At 62.4% G+C, this 20,091-nt stretch carries 19 protein-coding genes; 8 read left to right on the top strand and 11 right to left on the bottom strand.

Annotated elements, in window-relative coordinates; all coding sequences use genetic code 11:
- Nucleotides 1-21: 21 nt before the first annotated feature.
- The 4 genes from J5J10_RS05495 to J5J10_RS05480 all read right to left on the bottom strand — a co-directional run bounded on the left by J5J10_RS05495 (nucleotide 22) and on the right by J5J10_RS05480 (nucleotide 5,552).
- Nucleotides 22-852, bottom strand: a complete 831-nt coding sequence (locus tag J5J10_RS05495; RefSeq protein ID WP_211929145.1) for a type II CAAX endopeptidase family protein — start codon at nucleotides 850-852, stop codon at nucleotides 22-24.
- A 108-nt stretch (nucleotides 853-960) separates the two neighbouring features.
- A complete protein-coding gene (locus J5J10_RS05490) occupies nucleotides 961-2,034 on the bottom strand; it encodes an endonuclease/exonuclease/phosphatase family protein (protein WP_211929144.1) in 1,074 nt (357 codons plus the stop codon).
- A gap of 134 nt (nucleotides 2,035-2,168) precedes the next feature.
- On the bottom strand, nucleotides 2,169-4,508 hold the full coding sequence (locus tag J5J10_RS05485) for a glucose/quinate/shikimate family membrane-bound PQQ-dependent dehydrogenase (RefSeq protein WP_211929143.1): 2,340 nt from the start codon (nucleotides 4,506-4,508) through the stop codon (nucleotides 2,169-2,171).
- 150 nt (nucleotides 4,509-4,658) lie between these two features.
- Nucleotides 4,659-5,552, bottom strand: a complete 894-nt coding sequence (locus J5J10_RS05480; protein ID WP_211929142.1) for a DMT family transporter — start codon at nucleotides 5,550-5,552, stop codon at nucleotides 4,659-4,661.
- A 165-nt stretch (nucleotides 5,553-5,717) separates the two neighbouring features.
- Between J5J10_RS05480 and J5J10_RS05475 the strand changes: the two genes are divergently transcribed.
- Nucleotides 5,718-6,608 (top strand): LysR family transcriptional regulator, encoded by an 891-nt coding sequence (locus J5J10_RS05475; protein WP_211929141.1) that lies wholly within the window; start codon nucleotides 5,718-5,720, stop codon nucleotides 6,606-6,608.
- 25 nt (nucleotides 6,609-6,633) lie between these two features.
- On the opposite strand, the gene J5J10_RS05470 is transcribed toward J5J10_RS05475, so the two are convergent.
- Together J5J10_RS05470 and J5J10_RS05465 are read right to left on the bottom strand one after the other, a co-directional pair.
- On the bottom strand, nucleotides 6,634-6,852 hold the full coding sequence (locus J5J10_RS05470; protein WP_211929140.1) for a hypothetical protein: 219 nt from the start codon (nucleotides 6,850-6,852) through the stop codon (nucleotides 6,634-6,636).
- A gap of 97 nt (nucleotides 6,853-6,949) precedes the next feature.
- Nucleotides 6,950-9,487 carry a DEAD/DEAH box helicase family protein gene (locus J5J10_RS05465; protein WP_211929139.1) on the bottom strand — a complete coding sequence of 846 codons (2,538 nt, stop codon included), beginning with the start codon at nucleotides 9,485-9,487 and terminating at the stop codon, nucleotides 6,950-6,952.
- Nucleotides 9,488-10,839: 1,352 nt separating this feature from the next.
- On the opposite strand from J5J10_RS05465, the gene pncA reads away from it, so the two are divergent.
- From pncA to panB, 3 genes are all read left to right on the top strand, one after another.
- A complete protein-coding gene (gene pncA / locus J5J10_RS05460) occupies nucleotides 10,840-11,466 on the top strand; it encodes a bifunctional nicotinamidase/pyrazinamidase (protein ID WP_211929138.1) in 627 nt (208 codons plus the stop codon).
- 114 nt (nucleotides 11,467-11,580) lie between these two features.
- On the top strand, nucleotides 11,581-12,453 hold the full coding sequence (gene panC / locus J5J10_RS05455; RefSeq protein WP_211929137.1) for a pantoate--beta-alanine ligase: 873 nt from the start codon (nucleotides 11,581-11,583) through the stop codon (nucleotides 12,451-12,453).
- Complete coding sequence (gene panB / locus J5J10_RS05450; RefSeq protein WP_211929136.1) at nucleotides 12,450-13,277, top strand: 3-methyl-2-oxobutanoate hydroxymethyltransferase; 828 nt, start codon at nucleotides 12,450-12,452, stop codon at nucleotides 13,275-13,277. The genes panC and panB overlap by 4 nt, the downstream gene beginning before the upstream one ends.
- 7 nt (nucleotides 13,278-13,284) lie before the next feature.
- Here the strand turns inward: panB and J5J10_RS05445 are convergent, their stop codons facing one another.
- Nucleotides 13,285-13,557 carry a DUF2164 domain-containing protein gene (locus J5J10_RS05445; protein ID WP_249116680.1) on the bottom strand — a complete coding sequence of 91 codons (273 nt, stop codon included), beginning with the start codon at nucleotides 13,555-13,557 and terminating at the stop codon, nucleotides 13,285-13,287.
- Between the two features lie 157 nt (nucleotides 13,558-13,714).
- Between J5J10_RS05445 and J5J10_RS05440 the strand changes: the two genes are divergently transcribed.
- Nucleotides 13,715-14,407 carry an AzlC family ABC transporter permease gene (locus J5J10_RS05440; RefSeq protein WP_211929135.1) on the top strand — a complete coding sequence of 231 codons (693 nt, stop codon included), beginning with the start codon at nucleotides 13,715-13,717 and terminating at the stop codon, nucleotides 14,405-14,407.
- Entirely contained in the window at nucleotides 14,404-14,718 is a 315-nt protein-coding gene (locus J5J10_RS05435; protein WP_211929134.1) for an AzlD family protein, read from the top strand. Before J5J10_RS05440 ends, J5J10_RS05435 begins: the two co-directional genes overlap by 4 nt.
- On the opposite strand, the gene J5J10_RS05430 is transcribed toward J5J10_RS05435, so the two are convergent.
- Nucleotides 14,708-16,543 (bottom strand): aminopeptidase P family protein, encoded by a 1,836-nt coding sequence (locus tag J5J10_RS05430; RefSeq protein ID WP_211929133.1) that lies wholly within the window; start codon nucleotides 16,541-16,543, stop codon nucleotides 14,708-14,710. The genes J5J10_RS05435 and J5J10_RS05430 overlap by 11 nt on opposite strands.
- A 282-nt stretch (nucleotides 16,544-16,825) precedes the next feature.
- Here J5J10_RS05430 and J5J10_RS05425 point away from each other — a divergent pair, with 282 nt between their 5' ends.
- Nucleotides 16,826-16,999, top strand: coding sequence for a hypothetical protein (locus J5J10_RS05425; RefSeq protein ID WP_208551460.1), 174 nt, complete (start codon nucleotides 16,826-16,828; stop codon nucleotides 16,997-16,999).
- A 221-nt stretch (nucleotides 17,000-17,220) separates the two neighbouring features.
- Here the strand turns inward: J5J10_RS05425 and J5J10_RS05420 are convergent, their stop codons facing one another.
- The 3 genes from J5J10_RS05420 to J5J10_RS05410 form a co-directional block, all read right to left on the bottom strand.
- A complete protein-coding gene (locus J5J10_RS05420) occupies nucleotides 17,221-18,093 on the bottom strand; it encodes a 50S ribosomal protein L11 methyltransferase (RefSeq protein WP_211929132.1) in 873 nt (290 codons plus the stop codon).
- 96 nt (nucleotides 18,094-18,189) lie between these two features.
- Entirely contained in the window at nucleotides 18,190-18,789 is a 600-nt protein-coding gene (locus J5J10_RS05415; RefSeq protein ID WP_211929131.1) for an SCO family protein, read from the bottom strand.
- 141 nt (nucleotides 18,790-18,930) lie between these two features.
- Complete coding sequence (locus tag J5J10_RS05410) at nucleotides 18,931-19,089, bottom strand: hypothetical protein (protein ID WP_208551463.1); 159 nt, start codon at nucleotides 19,087-19,089, stop codon at nucleotides 18,931-18,933.
- 137 nt (nucleotides 19,090-19,226) lie between these two features.
- Between J5J10_RS05410 and J5J10_RS05405 the strand changes: the two genes are divergently transcribed.
- Nucleotides 19,227-20,015 carry a DUF2189 domain-containing protein gene (locus J5J10_RS05405; RefSeq protein ID WP_246745843.1) on the top strand — a complete coding sequence of 263 codons (789 nt, stop codon included), beginning with the start codon at nucleotides 19,227-19,229 and terminating at the stop codon, nucleotides 20,013-20,015.
- Nucleotides 20,016-20,091: the final 76 nt, after the last annotated feature.

The following is a 20,091-nucleotide window of genomic DNA, read 5'->3' as shown; positions in this document are numbered from 1 at the left end:
GCAGCCACAATAGGTGACTATTTAGTCACGTGTCAATAGGGTCACATTTCCGGCGCGGCCTCTCGTCAGCGTCCATGCCAGCGCGCCGAGACCGAGCAGCGTCGTCAGCGCCCCCACCACCATCATCACCTCGGACGGCCCGAGAAACGCGATGTCCATCGTCGCGTGGAACACGGCCGCAGCGAAGACGCTGCCGCCCGTCCCGTTCAGAATGACCGTCAGCAGGAAGGCGCCGGTCAAAAGGCTCGCGGCCCATCCGGCGATACCGCCGGCGCCCAGTGCCGACAGACCGGGCGAGAAGAAAAACAGCGGCCAGTGCCAGACGGCCCAGATCGCGGCAACGCCAAGCGTCGCCATGAACGGCGAGAACCGCTCCTGCAGCATCGGCAGCGCAAAGCCTCGCCAGCCGATTTCCTCGCCGAAGCCGTAGAAAAACAGCACCGCCACCCAGTAGATGGCGACCGGCATGGCGGGATACTCCGCGCTCGGCGCCAGTTCGCCCGGCGTCACCTCTGCGCCATTCGCCCGCGCGACCAGTTGCGCTATGACGAGCAGCGCGAACGGACCTAGCCAGACCGCCATCTGCCAGCCCCATCCGATCCGCCAGAAGGCGATACGACGCACCAGCCGCCGCAAACCCTCCCGCCCGCCGGTGAGCCACGCCCAGTAAAGCCCGGAAAGCGCCGGCCCAAGACTGCCGACGAGATGCAGGATGGCTCGCGGTGACGTTCCCGTCTGCCCGGGTTCACCGAGCGCAAGCGGCAACCACAAGAGCCACGAAAACAGACCGGCACAGAGAAAGAAACCGACAAGATGTCGGAAGACGGCTGATGATGACGGGGTGGAGGACATCCGGGACAACCTTCGGGACGAGGCGAACGCGCCTGTTTTACCCCCATGCCGGCCCGGCGAGAAGTGCGGCGCGACGTCCCGCCTCCGCCGTAAGACAATGACCGGCAATCAGGGCGGTGCCGGCCCTGTGCCTGCTAGCTTGTCGAGATAGGCATTGCTGTCGTCGATATCGAACTCCACCCACATTGGCAGGTGATCGCTCATCCGGAAGGTCCGCCAGTCCTTGTAGCTCCTGCCGCCCTTCACGGCCCGCTCGGCCGCGTAGTCCGCCTCCTGATCCGCGCGGTAGACATGGTCGAAAAAGTTGAACACCCCTGCCCGCTTCGTCGGCTTCAGGCCGGCCAGCTTCTTGTGGTAGGCGATCTGGTCGTAGTGCTTCTTCTGGTCGACATTGGAGCCCGGAATGCTCTGTAACCCGTCAGGCACCACGAAACCCGCCTTGGTCAGCGCCTCCATCGTCACATCCTTGCGATTGAAGATGTTGAAGTCGCCGAGCAGCAGCAGGTTGTCGCGCTGCGGCTTGCCGTCCGGCGAATAGACGCGGGCGCTCGAAAAATCGGGCGCGAACTTCGTCAGCGTTTCCGCGAGCTTCTGGATCTCCGCCAGCCGCCGTTCGTCCACCGGCACGCCCTTGCCGTAGTAGACATGCACGGTCACCAGCGTGAAATAGGCCCAGCCGGCCCGGAAGCCGGCGATATAGGGCGAGCGGGCGAACTGCACGATCTTCTCGTCGATGGCGATTGCCTTGTCGAGCACCAGTTCCGCCGCGAGCCCGGTGAAATCGACCTTGCGCCGATCGTAGAGAAACGCCATGCGCTCCGAATTGCCGCCGGCGCCGAGCGTGATGTCGGTCACGAGGAAATCCCACCAACTGCCGAGCAGCCGTTTCAGGTTCTGCAGCGGGTAGAGGCTACGCCGCACCTCCTGGATCGCCACGATGTCGAACCGGCTGATGATTTCAGCGATATAGTAATAGGCCTCCTCATCGCGGAAGCTCGCCTTCGATCCGGCATCGAATTCGCGGATGTTCCAGGACGCCATCAAAAGCGTGTTGTCCGCCGATTTCGACGGTATGCCATGTTCCGGATCGGCAAAGCCCTCGCGCAGCGCCTTCAGCCCGCGCACGATCCGGTTTCGTTTCGCCTGATCCTTGATCGTCCGGATGTCACTGTAGAACGGCATGCCACCCTCCCCGCGTCCGATAATCCATCATACACGCTCTGCGGGATAATTCGAGTCTGTCACACCGAAATGACGAAAGGCCCCGGACATGCCGTCCGGAGCCTTTCTCTTTCATTGACCGCGATGATCGCCCGTCAGTTCGGCAGCGTGTAGGCGATGACGTAGTCGCCCGGCTTGGTGCCGACCGAACCATGGCCGCCGGCGACCTGCACGACATACTGCTTGTCGCCGAGCGCATAGGTCATCGGCGTCGCCTGGCCGCCGGCCGGCAGCCGGGCTTCCCAGAGCTGCTTGCCGGTCGTCAGGTCATAGGCGCGCAGGTAGTCGTCGACCGAAGCGGCAAGGAACGCGACGCCGCCCTTGGTGATCATCGGGCCGCCGATACCGGGCACGCCGACCTTGAAGGGCAGCGGCAGCGGCGTCATGTCGTAGACCGTGCCGTTGCGGTGCTTGTAGGCGATCTCGCCGGTGCGGAGATTGGCGCCCGCGACATAGCCCCACGGCGGCGCCTGGCAAGGAATGCCGAGCGGGCTGAGGAACGGACCCATCTTCACCGCATAGGGCGCGCCCTCGTTGCGGTTCAGGCCCTGCTCGGAACCCTTCTCGTTGGCACCCGGCGGCGGCACGTCCTCACGCGGCACCAGCTGCGAGGTGAAGGCGAGATAGGTCGGCATGCCGAACATCACCTGCCGCTCCGGATCGACCGCGATCGACCCCCAGTTGAACGTCCCGAAATTGCCGGGATAGACGATCGTCCCCTCAAGCGACGGCGGCGTATACTGCCCCTCGTATTTCAGCTGGTGGAAGGCGATGCGGCAGGCAAGCTGGTCGAACAGCGTGATGCCCCACATGTTGCGCTCCTCGAGCGGCGGCGGCCGGAAGGTGAGATCCGAGATCGGCTGCGTCGGCGCGGTGAAATCCTCCGGGATCGCACCGCCGGGCGCCGCGATCTCGCGCACCGGGATGATCGGCTCGCCGGTGCGGCGGTCGAGCACGTAGATGTCGCCCTGCTTGGTCGGACCGATCAGCGCCGGCACCGTGGTGCCGTCCTCCTTGGTGATGTCGAGCAGCACGGGCTGGGCCGGAACGTCCATGTCCCAGAGGTCGTGATGCACGGTCTGGCGCACCCAGCGCACCTGGCCCGAATTCACGTCCAGCGCCACGATGGAGGACGAATAGGTCTCCACCGCCTCGCTGCGGCCCATGCCGAGCTGGTCGGGCACCTGGTTGCCGAGGGGGATGTAGACGAGCCCCAGCGCGTCGTCGACCGAGAAGATCGACCAGCTGTTCGGCGAGTTCGCCGTATAGGTCTCGCCCTCCGGCAGCGGTTCGGTTTCGTCGGGATTGCCCGAATCCCAGTTCCACAGCAGTTCGCCGGTGTCGACGTCGAAGGCGCGGATGACGCCGGACGGCGAGCGGATCGAATAGTTGTCGTTGACGGCCCCGCCGATGATGATCTTGTCGTCGACGATGACCGGCGGCGAGGTCGAGTAGTAGTAGCCGGCCGGATTGTACGGCATCTTCTGCTCCAGCCGCAGCGTGCCGCCATCGGCGAAGTTCTCGCAGATCTGGCCGTTCTTGGCGTCGAGCGCGATCAGCCGCGCATCCGAGGTCGGCAGGTAGACCCGCTCGCTGCAGGCGCTGCCGGCCGGAACCGACGGATCGGCATAATAGGTCACGCCGCGGCAGGTCTGGTGCTGGCGCTGCGGCTCGAGCCCGGCATTCGGGTCGAACTTCCACTTCTCCTTGCCGGTCGCGGCATCGATCGCGATCGCCCAGTTGTGCGGCGTGCAGATATAGAGCGTGTCGCGCACCTTGAGCGGCGTCACCTGGTAGGTGGTTTCGCCGACATCCTCCGGCAGCTTCACGTCGCCGGTCTGATAGGTCCAGGCGACCTCCAGCTGATCGACATTCTCGGTGGTGATCTGGTTGAGCGGCGAATAGCGCTGACCATAGGGGGTGCGGCCATACTGATGCCATTCCTGGTCGGCCACCTGCCCGCCATAATCGACCGTCTGCGCAACCGTTTCGGTCGGCAGCGACCCGGACATGTCGGCCGGATCGGTGGTCAGCGAATAGCCGGCGACAACGATTGCCAGCACGACAGGCACCGCCACCGCCGTGGCGCTCGCCGCATGCCGACGCCCGTCCGATCCGCGAAAGCCGAGCGGACGACGAACGGCCGGCAACAGCAGCCAGAGACCGGCCACGACCACCACGCCGCCGCGCGTGCCGAGCTGCCACCAGTCGAAACCGACCTCCCAGATCGCCCAGGCAAGGCTGCCGACGATGAAGAGCCCGTAGACCCAGAGCGCCGACGGGCGCCGGAGGAGAAGCAGGATCGCGGTAAGCGCGAAGGCCAGGCCGGCAATCAGGTAGTACCAGCTGCCGCCGAGCATGACGAGCTGGCCGCCGCCGACGCCAAGGAAAAGTCCGATGGCGCCGAACACGACGGCGGTGAGGATGATGATCATGGTGAAACCCCGGGGTGTCTTTGTCGAGAAAGGGCGAGAGCCGGCGCATGGTCCGACGAACCCCAACGCAAAACACCCCGTAAAGGTTCCGCGCGTCGAATTCACAAAGCGCCAGCGTGCTTTACGCCCGTTGACGATATGCCGCCCGCCTCACCCCCGCCACGTCATCGCCACCCCCGCCAGCGTCACCGCCAGCCCCGCGAACATCACCCCCGTCAGAGGCTCGGAAAACAGCATCCAGGCCCAGATCATGGTGACCGGCGGCGAGAGATAGATCGCGGCACTCACCTGCGCCACCGGATAAAGCCGGAGCGCCGTATAGTAGACCCCGTAGGCCGCGAAGGTGGCGAACAGCACCAGCCAGCCGACGCCGAAGGCGAAATGCGCCGTCAGCGGCGGCATCAGCCCGCCCTGCCACCACGCCACCAGCCCGAACACCGCCGCCCCCGTCAGCGTATGGATCGAGAGCGCCTGATGAACAGGCATCCGGAGCGTCGGCCGCTTCTTGTGCATGACCGAGGCGAGCGCGAACACCAGCGTCGAGGCGACCGTCACCACATACGCCCAGAGCGGCGCCTCCCCCACCGTCAGGCTGTCGAACGAGACGATGAACACGCCGCCGACCGCCACCGCCGTTCCCGCCCATCGCCGCCCGGACAGCCGCTCGCCCAGCACCGGCTGCGACAGCGCCGCGATGGCCAGCGGCAGCATGTCGGAGATCAGCGCCACCAGCCCCGTCGGCACCCGCTCGGCGATCGCCACCGCGAAGCCCCCGAGATAAAGAACCACCGCCGCCACGCCGAACACCATCTGCTCGAAGACACCGCGCGCCGTCATCTTCGGCCCGGTGAAAACCGCGAACGGCAACAGGATCAGCCCCGCCACCAGCGTCCGCCAGAACAGCACCGTCGCCATGCCGGCCTCCTCGTTGGCATAGCGCAGGCCGACGAAGCCCGAACTCCAGCTGACGATCATGACGAGCGCAAGAACCGGCCAGAGCCAGCGTCTGTGAACGACGGGAGCGGGTGAAGGAACGCAGGTCATGGCCAATCTCCGTGTGGATGACAGCCGGAGACTTAGGCCTGAATGATCCGCAAGGCACATGACAAAAATCGATGATGAGATGACATTCAAGAAAAAGATGGCATGAAAATTTGCCATAGCAATCGATCTGGCGCACTATTGGCAGACAACGACGAGGAGCCAGTCATGACCGACCTGAACGCCCGCCGCCTCGAGATCGACGCGCTCCGCGCCCTTCTCGCCATCCGCCACCACGGCGGCATCACCCGGGCGGCCGACGCCCTCGGCCTGTCGCAATCGGCCGTCAGCCACAAGATCAGGCGGCTCGAGGTGAGCCTCGACTGCGATCTCCTGAGCCGCAAGCCCGGCGACCGCACCTTCACCGCCGCCGGCGAGGACCTGCTCGATTATGCCGGCCGCATCCTCGGCCTGCACGACGAGGCGCTCTTAAGCCTCACGCGCACCACGCTCGCCGGCCGCCTCGCGCTCGGCCTCACCGAGGACACCACCTGCACCGATCTCGCCCGCATCCTCGGCCGCTTCCGCCGGCTCCATCCGGATGTCGCGGTGCGCACCAAGGTCCGCATGAGCCTCGTGCTGCGCGCCATGCTCGATCGCGGCGAGCTCGACGCGGCCATCGTCCAGGTCTTTGCCCACGAGGTCCGCCCCACCGACCTCGTGCTCTTCCGCGAAAACATCCACTGGGTGAAACACCGCGACCTCGTCCTGCCCAAGGACGCCCCGATCCCCTTCCTCTCCTTCGACGACGACTGCTTCTACCGCCGCTGGGCGCTCGATATCGGCCAGGACGGGGGCGGCGTGCTGGAAACCGTGTTCGAATGCTCCAGCGCCGCCGGCATCACCGCCGCCGTCACCGCCGGCCTCGGCGTGGCACTCCTCTCCGACCGGCATCTCCGCCCCGACATGACCCTGATCGAGGACCGCCTGCCGGCACCCCCCTCCGTCGCCTACATCGTCCGCCGCGCCCGCAAAACCCGCAACCCGGCGCTCGACACGCTGGTGTCGGAAATCGAAAGCGAAATCAGCCGCTACGGCGGACTGGGCCTCGCAAGCTGACGGCCGGAACCGCCAACCGCTACCCTCACCCCAACCCGAGCGGCATCACCGCCAGCGGCCCGATCAACATCAGCGTCGCCATGGCAAGCGCGATCCGGTCGCGGGTCTCGAAGAGGGGGCCGCGAAAGGCGGCGGCGGGGTAGCGGGGGTGGAGGTTGGCGGGGGTATCATCGACCAGTCGCGTGTCGGTCGGTGCGGGATATACGTCGTGAGTGGGGTCGGTTGTGTCAATGTTGGGATGCATAGGACTTCTCCATCATTAAGTATCTGGAGCAGTCCTAACAGCCAGCATCCGCGAGAGTTCCTCAAACATCCTAACCATATGTACAAAGGCAGGGCCGCTATCTGAGATCCTTCAGCTTATTCCGCGCCAAGACCTTGAACCATCCATCTATAAGCCATTCAGAAAGACCGCCAAGTTCCTTCAACAACGTGTGACGCTCAAGCAAAATTTTTCCGCGCGTATCTTCAATCTTCGCGGAAAACTCACGCATGCGATTGGCAAGAGCGGTTGTCTCCACCAAGAAAATATCGTCGGATGGATTTGCTTCTGCCTTGCATACACCACTAGGGCCTACGATCAGCATACCAGGCCAAGATATTTCTGGATAGTTATCCTTCATCCACTGGATGTGGTTATGAGCCTGCCCGACTTCCTGTTTCGAATACTCTGCCGGCGCATTTTTCTGTGTTTTCAGTTCAAATGGAATACCTACTTTTGCCTCTTCATCGATCCAAACCACATCAGGACCAGCTCCCGTTTCGTTGTCTGGACGGCTCGCAGAAAATCCAATTAACTCACCAAACATTCGAAGAGCTTCTTCCTTAACGTTCGATGTGGCTTTATCTTCCAACAAGTTTCGTGATTGTATCCTCAGCTTAGCTACAAGGTCTCCTAACGCCTGTGGGCCATGGTGGTTTACTTCCAACAATCTGCGTTGGATTAGTGTAATTTCCCCGTCTGCCTTCTCGACAAGAAGATCCTCAGCAGACTTGAATTGGACATTGAGCCACGCCGACAACCTCGACCGAGCCTTTTTGTAATGCGCAACACTTGTCACCGCATCGCCGTCAATTTCGTAAGTCATACCCAACCAAACGGAATACCAACCCGCTAATCTGGCATCAACGAGCGCTACATCGTCTAATACATCGAGGAGCGCTTTGCGGGCACCTTCAACATCTCCTTGCCATAGGCGCGTCATAAAACTGCATTCGGCTACCGCCGCAACGGCAAGCTGGCCTTCACGTTCCTTTACACGCTCAAGAGCGTCGCTCGATACTTCTAGACCGTCGACAGTGTCCCTGTAGAATTTCAACCAGCCGGAATCTCGCGCCATTACTTGTGAAATAAGCGCGTTAACTTCTTCCGCATTACTAGACGTCATCCCTTCTTGCACAGTCTGCCCCAATATTACCTGCTTGCGAATAAGAGGCGGCAGCAAGGCGACGTTGCGTTCGGTTTTGAGCCAAACATTGAGGTCACTGCCATAGATCAAGAAAGCGCCGTAGTCGCTTCTTCCACGGTTTATGCGGCCAAGTAACTGAGTGACACGACTTGCCATTTTTGTAGAGAACAAGTTGCTCAGCGAAAGATGGCTGAAAAGGTACTGATCCATTAGGTTCGCCCCCGAAGGCGCGCCGTCAATCAGCATTACGCGACAGGTGTTTTGTGGGAGATCGATGCCGTCAATGCGCGACACCAAAACGAATGCACCCGTTTTATCATCTCTAAACTTTTGAAGCGCTTCAGTGAACTCAGATCGATTTGGTGGGGTCCCAATGCCCTTCCATGGAACCGCCTTCGGATAGGACGGAACGGAGATTAACAACTTGTGACTCTTAAGGATCTCCTTCGCCAGTTCTCTCTTTTCCGGTTTGTCGACGAACCGGCTACTCAAAAGGATTAAGCGCTCGCCGTTGCCCGCATCGTTGTCGGGCACGATACGGTCACTAATTCTTCTCCCGAAACCGCGGACGAAGTCCGTCTCGAATTCCATCGTGGCGGAGAGATAAACGCGGCGGACCCCTTTACCAAGGAAGTCAAAAACTCCAGTTGGAATGAAAGGAGGAGTTATTTCAACCGAATTAGCCGAAACAAAAATGGCGCAATTGCCGATGTGCTCCCAAAGGCGCAACGCTGGGAAAAACAAATCGGTCTTTCGAAAATTCTTAACGCTTTTAATAGCTTCGATAAGCTCCTCCTTGTGCCTATGAGCGCTCGCAGGAGGACACATCGTGACAGACTGCTGCCCGAACTGCTCCAAAATGAAATTTAGATGTGCGCCCTTCCCGATGCTATCAAATTCGGGTCTGACCATCTCCACAATCTTTGTGAATAGCGCTGGGAAGTCTTCTTTTGTTACCGTTAAAGTAAAAGCATCCCGTATCATTCGTTCTGCGACATGCGCATCATCGAAAATAACACCCGCAGGCTTTTTCTCGCCGCCGAAGGTTGTGTTGGCGGTGAACAGCGCCTGATACGTAGTAATGCAAAACGCTTTGCCGATCTCAAAGAGGTCGTTAGAAAATGCTCCTTGAACCCGCGTGGTGTAACTTATTCCTAGTCTGTCGCATTCCCGGGCTGTTTGATTCACTAGGTCAATAGTGCTGCAAGCAAAGACAATCGGACCGATCTGCTCATTAACAAGACTCTGCGCAACAAGAATCCCAACGATGGATTTTCCTGCGCCGGTGTTTAGGAGGATGGCATTGTCGTCAGCGCTACGAGTTGCGTGCCATTTTTCCAACGCCTCGGCCTGACCTTTCCAAAGATCGTTGGGCGCGTCCTTCAAATTCGGAGTTTTTGCAAATATCTCAAGAGGGTCGATAGGCGCGACATTTCCTTTGGGCCGCGCAAGCTTGTTGAAGTCTATCAAGGCGATTTCTCCCGATCTCAATTGTCAATGACATTAAAATCGCCAGACCATTTTCGCAACGACAGATTGCTTTATATATCCACCACACGAAGGTTCGCCAAAGTGTCTTTTCTGCCCAGGCAAAACTAGTAAAGAGCGTGCGACTGAGGGTAATTTCAGCTCTTAGCTTTCGCTAAGTGCCAGATTTTTCAGGTGAAGGGGTCGTCCCAAGGCACGCCACCAAAATTATCTCCCAACAAAAACAACACCTTATCAGAAAAAAACACTTTCCTTCGAAAAAATCTCACCGCTGCTTTCCCCCTTCTTTTCCACGCCCGTATCCTAGTTCCCGTTCCGTCGCGGATACACCACAAGGCGTTGTGGCGAGGCGGGGCCGGCGCTGGTGGCAGGGGAAGGACGCAAGAGCCTGCCACCGGGGTCCGCGGAAAATGGTCTCCCTCCGGCGACATGGGGGAGGACGGGTTTGCAGCCAGGCCCGTCATCCAGCCCTAACCGGGCGCCGGGTGTGCCTGTGGGGCACGGAAGGGAGCGCGGGGTATGCATGCGGCGCGGGCCAACGGACCTGACAAGTCCCGGCGGCGCATGCGGGGTGGGGGTTTGCCTCCACCGGAAACCCGACGCTCTCCCAGAGAGACCGAAGTCGCGGATAAAAACCGCCGAACGGGGTACCGGAAGGTACCACTATACTAAACTAACGAGGTGCCCCCGGTACCCCGTCCGCTTCCCCTTTGTCTGGAGTTATGGGGAAGAACATTACAGGTGATGCCGAACCGGAGGGGGAGAGCCTCTGCGGGGTTTTGGGGTGCGCGGGATTTTGGGAGCTTGAGATTGGAGGAGATGGATGACGCTACCGCTGAAGAAATGCCGGGACTTGCCCCTCATCCGCCTGCCGGCACCTTCTCCCCGCTCGCGGGGAGAAGGAGGATGGAGCGCCGGCGGCGCCACGAGTCCCTTCTCCCCGCGAGCGGGGGTGAGGCGCGGTCCGCGCAGCGGAGCAATCGATCCGGCGAATCGATTGCAGCAACGAACGCCTTGAGCCCTAGCGAAAGGCCGGCCGGGTGGCGGCAGCCGGATGAGGGGCACTTGTGACGCGGTGACCGACGCAACAGCCACCCGGCACGCCCTCATCCTGAGGTGCCCTCGCGAGAGCGAGGGTCTCGAAGGATCATGCGGGGCACGACACCGGCGCCGGTGCGGCCAGCCCCGATGATGCTTCGAGGCGCCTGCGGCGCACCTCGGCATGAGGCTGGAGAGAAGGCGACGCCAAAACCGCACACCTGCCCTGCGGCGTCCCCCCTTGATCCCCTGCCCGGCCCTTGCCATCTTCACCCAACGAAACGAAAGGCAAACCCATGACCCGTGCGCTGCTGCTGATCGACATCCAGAACGGCTTCTGCCCCGGCGGCAACCTGCCCGTCGCCGATGGCGACGCCGTGGTCCCGGTCGCGAACCGCCTGATGAAGAGCGGCCGCTACGATCTCGTCGTCGCCTCGCAGGACTGGCATCCGGCCAACCACGGTTCCTTCGCCTCGCAGCATCCCGGCAAGGCGCCGTTCGAGATGGGTGAACTCTCCGGCAAGCCGCAGATGATGTGGCCGGACCATTGCGTCCAGGGCACCGCCGACGCCGACTTCCACCCGGACCTCGACGTGGCCTCCATCGACCACGTGCAGCGGAAGGGCGAGAATGTCGCCGTCGACAGCTATTCCGCCTTCCGCGACAACGACCGCGCCGCCCTCACCGGCCTTGCCGGCTATCTCGCCTCGAAAAACGTCACCGAGCTCGACCTGATGGGCCTTGCGACCGACTACTGCGTGAAATTCTCGGCGCTGGATGCCGTCGACATGCTGCCGGGCGTGCGCGTCGCCTTCATCGAGGATGGCTCCCGCGGCATCGATCCGGAGGGTGTGAAGGCGGCGATCGCGGAGATGCGCGCGGCCGGCGTCCTGATCACGACAAGCCATGACCGCCTCGCCTGAGACAACGGGACCAACCCATCAGGGGAATTGCCTTTTTGCGCCGCACGCGCTAGGCCGCCTTGCAAGGACCGAACGCAACAAGGGTCCGCGGAAAATGACAGGGAGGAGCCGGTCATGAGAACCATCGGTACCATCGCCGCACTGCGCGAGCGCCTGACCGCCCATCGCCGCGCCGGCCGCAGCATTGGCTTCGTGCCGACCATGGGCTACCTGCACGAGGGGCATATGAGCCTCGTCGCCCGCTCGAAGGCGGAAAACGACGTGACCGTCGTCTCGATCTTCGTCAACCCGCTGCAGTTCGGCAAGAACGAGGATCTCGCCAAATATCCGCGCGACCTTGCCCGCGACAGCCTGATGCTGGAGGCTGCCGGCGTCGATTTCCTGTTCGCCCCCGATGTCGAGGCCATGTACCCCGAGCCGATGCAGACGGTCGTCGACCTGCCGAAGCTCGGCGGCCAGCTGGAGGGCGAGGCCCGTCCCGGCCATTTCGCCGGCGTCGCCACGGTCGTCACGAAACTCTTCAACATCGTCCAGCCCGACGCCGCCTATTTCGGCGAGAAGGACTACCAGCAGGTGACGATCATCCGCCGCATGGTGGACGATCTCGCTCTGCCCGTCCGCGTCGTGCCGGCCCCCACCATTCGCGAGGCGGACGGCCTCGCCTGCTCCTCGCGCAACGTCTACCTGTCGCCGGAAGAGCGCGCCGCCGCCGTCATCGTGCCGAAGGCGCTGGAAGAGGCCGACCGCCTCGTCGCCGCCGGCCTGCGCGATCCGAAGGAACTGGAAGACGCCATAAAAACCTTCATCCGCGCCGAACCGCTGGCCGACCCGGAAGTGGTCGCCGTGCGCGATCCGAAGACTCTGGAGCCGCTGGAGCGCATCGGCGCCACCGCGCTGATCCTGCTTTACGTCCGCATCGGCCAGACCAGGCTTCTCGACAACAGGGTTCTCGGCAAGGCCGAGGCAACCGGAAAGGAAGCCGCATGAGCGCGCCCCTCCGCCAGAAGCGCATGACGCCGTCGGCCATCAAGGCTCTCAAAGGTCAGCGCCCGATCGTCTCGCTCACCTCCTACACCACGCCGATGGCGCGGCTCACCGATCCGCATTGCGATTTCCTGCTGGTCGGCGATTCCCTCGGCATGGTGCTCTATGGCATGGAAAGCACCGTCTCCGTCACCATGGACATGATGATCGCCCACGGCCAGGCCGTCATGCGCGGCGCGAAGCAAGCCTGTGTCATCGTCGACCTGCCCTTCGGCGCCTACCAGGAATCGAAGGAACAGGCCTTCCGCAATGCGGCCCGGCTGCTCAAGGAAACCGGTTGCGATGCCGTCAAGCTGGAGGGCGGTGAAGAAATGGCGGAAACCGTCGCCTTCCTCATCAGCCGCGGCGTGCCGGTTCTCGGCCATGTCGGCCTGATGCCGCAGCAGGTCAACACCAATGGCGGCTACCGCTCGCAGGGCCACACGCAAGCCGAGGCCGACAAGATCCGCCGCGACGCCAAGGCAATCTCCGAGGCGGGCGCCTTCGCCATGGTGATCGAGGGCACGGTCGAGCCGCTCGCCCGCGAGATCACGGCCGAGGTCGCGACCGCCACGATCGGCATCGGCGCCTCGCCTGCCTGTGACGGACAGGTGCTGGTCGTCGACGACATGCTTGGCATCTTCAACGATTTCAAGCCGCGCTTCGTCAAACACTTCGCCTCGCTCGCGCCCCTGATCTCGTCCGCCGTCGAGGATTACGCCAACGAAGTCAAGGCCCGCCGTTTCCCCGCCGAGGAGCACACCTTCCAGCCGCGCGTGAAGAAGTGAGGCCTTGTCAGCCGAGATCGACCGGCTGTTCCAGCTGGTAGATCGCGTCGTTCAGATCCTCGATCTTGCCGAGCATCACCGACTGGGCATCGTAGAGGCCGCGATTATAAAAATGCGCGCCGATCTGCTGGGTGAAGAAATCGACGAGTTCCTCGGCCTCGAACCGTCCGAGCTCCAGTTCGAATTCGGACTCGAAATGCTCCTGCACCCTGGAGATCAGCGTGGCGAGATCCTCGGTGGAATAGTCGAGCTTCATCGTCGATCGGTTCCTTTCGTTCAAGAAACATCGCCATCGGCCTGCCAAGAGTAAGTCGAGACGCCTTTGGGATCAACCACGGCGCGCGAAGGTTCGGTTTCGTCAATCGATCCATCAGCCAAATTTGATTGTCCGCCCGGCGGCAAAGCCGTAAGGGGCGGACGAAGGAGACCGAAAATCCATGCGAGCCGATCTTGTCGAGGGCCTGCGCCAGGCGCCGCCGGTGCTGATGTCCACCATCCCCTTCGCGCTGCTGTTCGGCGCCGTCGCCGTCGGCAACGGCCTGACGGTGGCCGAGGCGACGCTGATGAGCGCGACGCTGTTTGCCGGCGCCAGCCAGCTCGTCGGCATCGAGCTCTTCGGCCACAACGTCCCGGCCTGGCTGATCGTGCTCTCAGTCTTCGCCGTAAACTTCCGCCACATCCTCTATTCCGCCGCCGTCGGCCCTTTCCTCTCCCGCTTCACCTTCCCCCAGCAGGCCGCCTCCTTCTTTCTCCTGACCGACCCGCAATTCGCGCTTGCTCTTGCCCGCGACGAGAGCGGCAAGAAGGTCACCTTCGCCTGGTACATGGGATTCGGCCTGGCGCTTTACGTCGCCTGGGTCGGCACGACAGCCATCGGCGCCTATTTCGGCCGGCTGATCGGCAACATGGAAACCTGGGGCATCGACGTGCTGCTGCCGGTCTACTTCATGGGCCTGCTGCTCGGCTTCCGCAAACGTGACAACTTCGCCCTCGTCGCCGCCGCCAGCGCCTTGTCCTCGGTGCTCGCCCACATCTATGTCGGCTCGCCCTGGCATGTCAGCATCGGCGCCGCTGTCGGCATCGTGGTCGCCGCCGCCCTGCCCCCGAAAGCGCCGGAGGCGTCGGAATGACCGAGATCCTGTCGCCCTACATGACCGCCGTCATCCTCTTGTCTGCACTCGCCACCTACCTCACCCGCATCGGCGGCCATCTGGTGATCAGCCGGATGAAGACGATCCCGCCGAGGCTAGAGGCGGCGTTGAACGCCGTGCCGGCCGCCGTGCTCACCACCCTCGTCGCCCCCGCCTTCTTCGCCGGCGGCTGGGACGTGAAGGTGGCGATGACGGTCGCCTTCCTGGTCGGACTGCGCTTTTCGGCGATCCCGCTGCTCGTCGCCGGCTGGGTCACCGTGATGATCATGCGCTACGGAATCACCGGCTGAAGGGCGCCGTCGCCTTTTCGAGCCAGTCCCGAACCTTGGGATCGTGGATCAGCGGCAGAAGCTCGTCACGGGTCTTCTCGTGATAGGCGTCGAGCCAGCGCAGCTCGTCCCGCGTCAGGAGCTCGGTAACCACGAGATAGCGGTCGATCGGCACATAGGTCAGCGTCTCGAAGCTCATCATCGGCATGTCGCCGCCCTCCACCGGCTCGAGATCGCGGACATAGATCAGGTTCTCGATCCGGATGCCGAAGGCGCCGGGGCGGTAATAACCGGGCTCGTTGGAGAGGATCATGCCCGGCAGCAGTTCCTGCGTCGCCAGCCGCGAAATCCGTTGCGGCCCCTCATGCACGGAGAGATAGGAGCCGACACCGTGGCCGGTGCCGTGGGCATAGTCTGCGCCGGCCTTCCAAAGCGCGATGCGCGCCAGTGGATCGAGGTCGCAGCCGCGCGTGCCCTTCGGAAACCGCGCCGTGCTGATGGCGATCATGCCCTTCAGCACCAGCGTGAAGAACCGCTTCTGCTCCTCCGGTACCGCCCCGACGGCCACCGTGCGGGTGATATCGGTCGTGCCGTTGACGTACTGCCCGCCGGAATCGATCAGGAAAAGTTCGCCCGGCCTCAGCACCCGGTTGGTTTCGGTCGTCACCCGGTAATGGATGATCGCGCCATTCTCGGCGGCCCCTGATATCGTGTCGAAGGAAATGTCTTTCAGCGGGTTCTGCATCCGCTCGCCGACCCGCCGGCGCGCCACTTCAAGCGCCTTGGTCGCGTCGATCTCGGTGACGGTGCCGGGACGCTGGTCGCTGAGCCAGGCGAGGAACTCCACCATCGCCACGCCGTCCTGCAGGTGCGCGACGGCGGAACCATTGAGCTCCACAGTGTTCTTGATTGCCCTCGGTAGCTTCGCCGGATCGCGGCCCTCCACGGCCGTTCCGCCGTCGCGGCCGATCAGGTCGTAGAAGGCGTAAGGCGTCAGGTCCGGATCGACGAGGACGCGCGCGCCATCCCGGCCAAGTGCTGCCAGACGTCCCTCGATCTCCGACGGCTCGCGCTGGGTAGCAAGCTGGGCAAGATAGGCTTCGACCTCTATCCCGGTCTTGCGCCGGTCGAGGAAGATGTCGGCGGAGCCGTCGGCAAACACAATCGCGCGGGCCAGCGGATGCGGCGTATGCGGAACGTCGTTGCCGCGTATATTGAGGATCCAGGCGACCGACGACGGGTCGGTAATCAGCGCCGCCCGCAAAGAGCGTTCGGCAAGATCGCCAGCGATTTTCGCGATCTTCTCCTTCGCCAACGTTCCGGCGAAGGTATCGGTCTGGATGGTAACCGCGCCGAGCGGTTCGGGCGGACGGCCCTCCCACACGGCGTCGAGCGGGTTCTCCCCGAGAAGCACGAGGCTACCGTCCTTCTCTGCAAGCGCCTTTTCCAGCCGCCGAACCTCGGCAGCCGTGTGCAGCCACGGATCGATGCCCAGACGGAAGCCTTTGGTGGCCCTCGCGGCAATCCAGCGGTGCGGCGGCTCGCCGACGAGGTCGCCGGGCTCGAACACCGCGCCGTCCACTTGGTCGACAAGCTGCGTCGTGTAGCGGCCATCGACAAAGACGACCGCCTGCCGTGCCGTCACGAGAGCGATACCGGCCGAGCCGGTGAAGCCGGTCAACCAGGCAAGCCGCTCCGACGAGGCCGGCACGTATTCGCCCTGATACTCATCCGCGCGTGGAACCAGGAACCCGTCGATCCCGAGAGAGGCGAAGCGGGCGCGCAGGGCGTCCACCCGCTCCTTTCCGAACTGCGGGGTGGAGGTGACGTCGAAGGACTGGAACATCGGAAAACCTGACTGAAAGAAACGAACGTGAGTCGTTATAGCAAGCCCGACCGGCTTGCACAGCCGCGGCGTCGGGCGTCGATGCGTGCATCGCAACATCATCTGGAGGCACGCTGCCCAATTTTGTGACAGACAACGGCCAAAAATCCGGCGAAAACGACGAAGCTTTGCGCTAAGCGCATAACACCCGTGCCTTAGACCCCCTCACTAAAATTGTTGCAGCGCTTATATTGGGATCATCGAACGGAGCAAGAGTGCTTCCGTAACGAAAGGATTTTCAAAATGGCAACCTCCTTCTTCCGCACCGCATACGAACGCGTCGTCGCGGCACGCGAACGTCAGGTGAGCCGCTACGTCAACGGCGCCCTGCTGAACCTCGATGATGAGACGCTAGCGTCCATGGGCACCAGCCGCGAAGAACTGCGCCGCAAGGGCGCCAAGAGCTTCGTATTCTGATCACGATCCGGTCGCCGTCTCCTCCTCCCTCCAGCGACCGAATTCCAGAGTACGAATGATCCGCTTGAGCGTCTCCTCCCAAAGGCTCGTGGATCGGATTTGCATGTAGCAAATCAGCAAGGCGGCACCATCGGTGCCGCCTTTTGCATGTCCGGAGCCTGAAATGCCAAGCGCACCTGACATGCGTCAAGTGCAACGCTGCGCCGCAAAATAAGCAATAACTACTGAAGATGAATGGTGACCCAGCCGTTGCGCCAGATTGTGCGCACGTGGCGGAGGCCCGCGCCGTTATAGGCAGCGAGAACCTTCCATCGCTGCTCGGCAAGAATACCCGAGAGGATGACCGAACCGCCGAACGCGAGATTGCCGACGAGCTGTGGCGCCATCTTCATCAGCGGACGGGCGAGAATATTGGCAACGATCAGGTCGAACGGCCCGTGGTGACGGAAGGCCGGGGAGTGGAAACCGGGCGCGGTCGCAAACTCGATGCGACCGGCGACGCCGTTCTTGCGGGCGTTTTCGCGTGCCACCCGGGTGGCGATCGGATCGATGTCGGTCGCCAGCACCGGAATAGCCGCGAGCTTGGCGATGGCGATGGCAAGAACGCCACTGCCCGTGCCGAGATCGAGTGCGTTGACGACCGGGCGGGAACGGATGACGCTGTCGATGACTTCGAGGCAGCCGGCGGTCGTGCCGTGATGGCCGGTGCCGAAGGCCTGCCCCGCCTCGATCTCGATTGCAAGGTCATTGGCCCGCACTTTGTCGCGGTCATGGGCGCCGTGAACGAGGAAGCGGCCGGCCCTGACGGGCTTCAGGCCTTCGAGCGATTTGGCGATCCAGTCTATGTCGGGAATGACTTCCGTTTCGATGGCGAGACCGGCGAACTCTTCCGCCAGCAGGGCCGCGAGCCGCTCGCGGATGTCGGCCTCCTCATCGGCCATCAGATAGACGGATGCCTGCCAGCGGTCAGCCTTCTCGTCGACTTCGGTCGTGGCGATGGCATAGCCCTCGTCCTCGAAGACAAGCGTCATCAGGTCGAGAATGCGGTTCGCCTGCTTCTCTGATGTGGTCACAAAGAGACGGATTTCACTCACGGCCTGCCCTCGGATGCTGGATGGAAGTCTCAGCAGTCCGGTACTATGCCGGCCCCCGCGACGCAACTACCGCCGCGGGCAATCCGGAGAGAAGGCTCAGCCCTTCATCAGGTTCTGCAGCTTTTCGATGGCGACATCGGGATTTTCGCCGTAGGCGATCGTACCCTTGAACCGGCCCTCGGCGTCGAGCAGGAAGATCGAGGCGGTGTGGTCCATGGTGTAGTCGCCGTTCGGATCCTTCTCGTCGATCGGGATCTTCTTGGCATACACACGGAAGCCCTTCACAACTTCGGCGACCTTTTCAGGCGGGCCGGCAATGCCGGTCACGCGGTCGGTGACATTGGAAATGTAACTGCCGAGCAATTCCGGGGTATCCCGCTCCGGATCAACCGTCACGAAATAAGCGTGCAGCTTGGAACCATCGGGATCGACCTTCGGCAGCCAGTCGCCGAGTTCGAACAGTGTCGTCGGGCATACTTCCGGGCAATGCGTGAAGCCGAAGAACAGAAGCGTCGGCTTTCCGCGGAAAGCCTGCTCGGTGATCGGCTGGCCGTTCTGGTCGACCAGTTCGAACGGCACCCCGAACGGCGCTTCGGCCAGTTGTTCCTGCTTCTGGCTGATCGAAAAGCTCATCCAGCCGAGCGCGCCGGCCATGACCACGACGAGCGCCCAGAGAACGATGCGGACTGTTTTCATGATATACTCCCTGCCGATCCTCGCGGACCGCGACTTCAGGCTGCCTGCTTAGCGCCAAGAAACCGACGGATCAAATCAACAGAGACGGAAAGCGGCGGACCGCGCGGTTTTGTCTCGCCATCACGGCATCAGGAAGGCTGGTCAGAGACACCAGCTGAGTCCGTTCTGGCTGAACGCCAGAAGGATATCCGCTCCAAAACGCATCCAGCCGGCGAACACGAGACCGCTCACGGCGCCCAGAGCAAGAAGCAGGGCGACAACGGTCATTGTGCGGGGCGTTTCGGCTGTGGCTGTCGTCATGGATAGAGAATACCAGTGCCGCCCTGCCCGCGAAAGCGCATTTTTTGCGAGCGTCGATCAGATTTGATAAACATCAGGGACTGGGGCGCCGGTTTGCGCCAATCTTCGCTTATCGCCTTTGATCTTGGGAGGGATTGATGGGAGACGGCACATTGGAGATGGGTGTTCCGGCCAAACCGACGATCGGGACGTTGGCGCCTGCTGACATCTCCGCGGCTCTTGCCGAAGGATGGCGGGACTTTACGCGCTACCCTACCTACGGACTTTTCTTCGGCGCCATCTATGCGTTTGGCGGCATTTTTATCGTCACCATGCTGGCCATCTACCATCTGCCCTGGATGATCATACCGGTGGCGATCGGCTTTCCGCTGGTCGGGCCCTTCGTCGCCGTCGGCCTTTACGAAGTGAGCCGCCGTCACGAGCAGGGTCGCGCAGTGACCTGGCAGGGGATTCTGACCGAAGTATTCCGACAGCGCGAACGGCAGCTTTCGTGGATGGCCTTCGTGGTGCTGTTCATCTTCTGGATCTGGATCTACCAGGTCCGCCTGCTGCTTGCGCTGTTTCTCGGCTTTCGCATCCCCGCAACGCTGGAGGCGTTCGCGACCGTCGTCACGACAACGCCGGAAGGTCTTCTTTTTCTTGCCGTGGGGACGGTCGTCGGGGCCGCACTCTCGACGTTCCTGTTTGCCGTCACAGTCATTTCGATGCCGTTGCTGCTCGACCACGAGATCGACTTCGTCACGGCGATGATCACCAGCATCCGCACCGTCGCCGCCAACCCTGTGCCGATGCTTGCGTTCGGCTTCGTCGTCGCGGCGACGGCCATCCTGGCAATGCTGCCGCTGTTCCTCGGCCTGTTGGTGGCGCTGCCGGTGCTCGGCCATGCCACCTGGCATCTCTACCGCCGCGCGATCGCTTTCGCGTAAAGGCTGCATGAGCACATAGAATATTAGCGAATGTTTAACTGTAGCAGGCGAAACTTGGCCTGCGAGGCAGATTCTG

This window comes from Ciceribacter sp. L1K23 (genome assembly GCF_018122705.1).
Lineage (GTDB): Bacteria > Pseudomonadota > Alphaproteobacteria > Rhizobiales > Rhizobiaceae > Allorhizobium.
The sequence above is the reverse complement of the archived record's forward strand: the minus strand, read 5'-3'. Positions and strand labels throughout refer to the sequence as shown.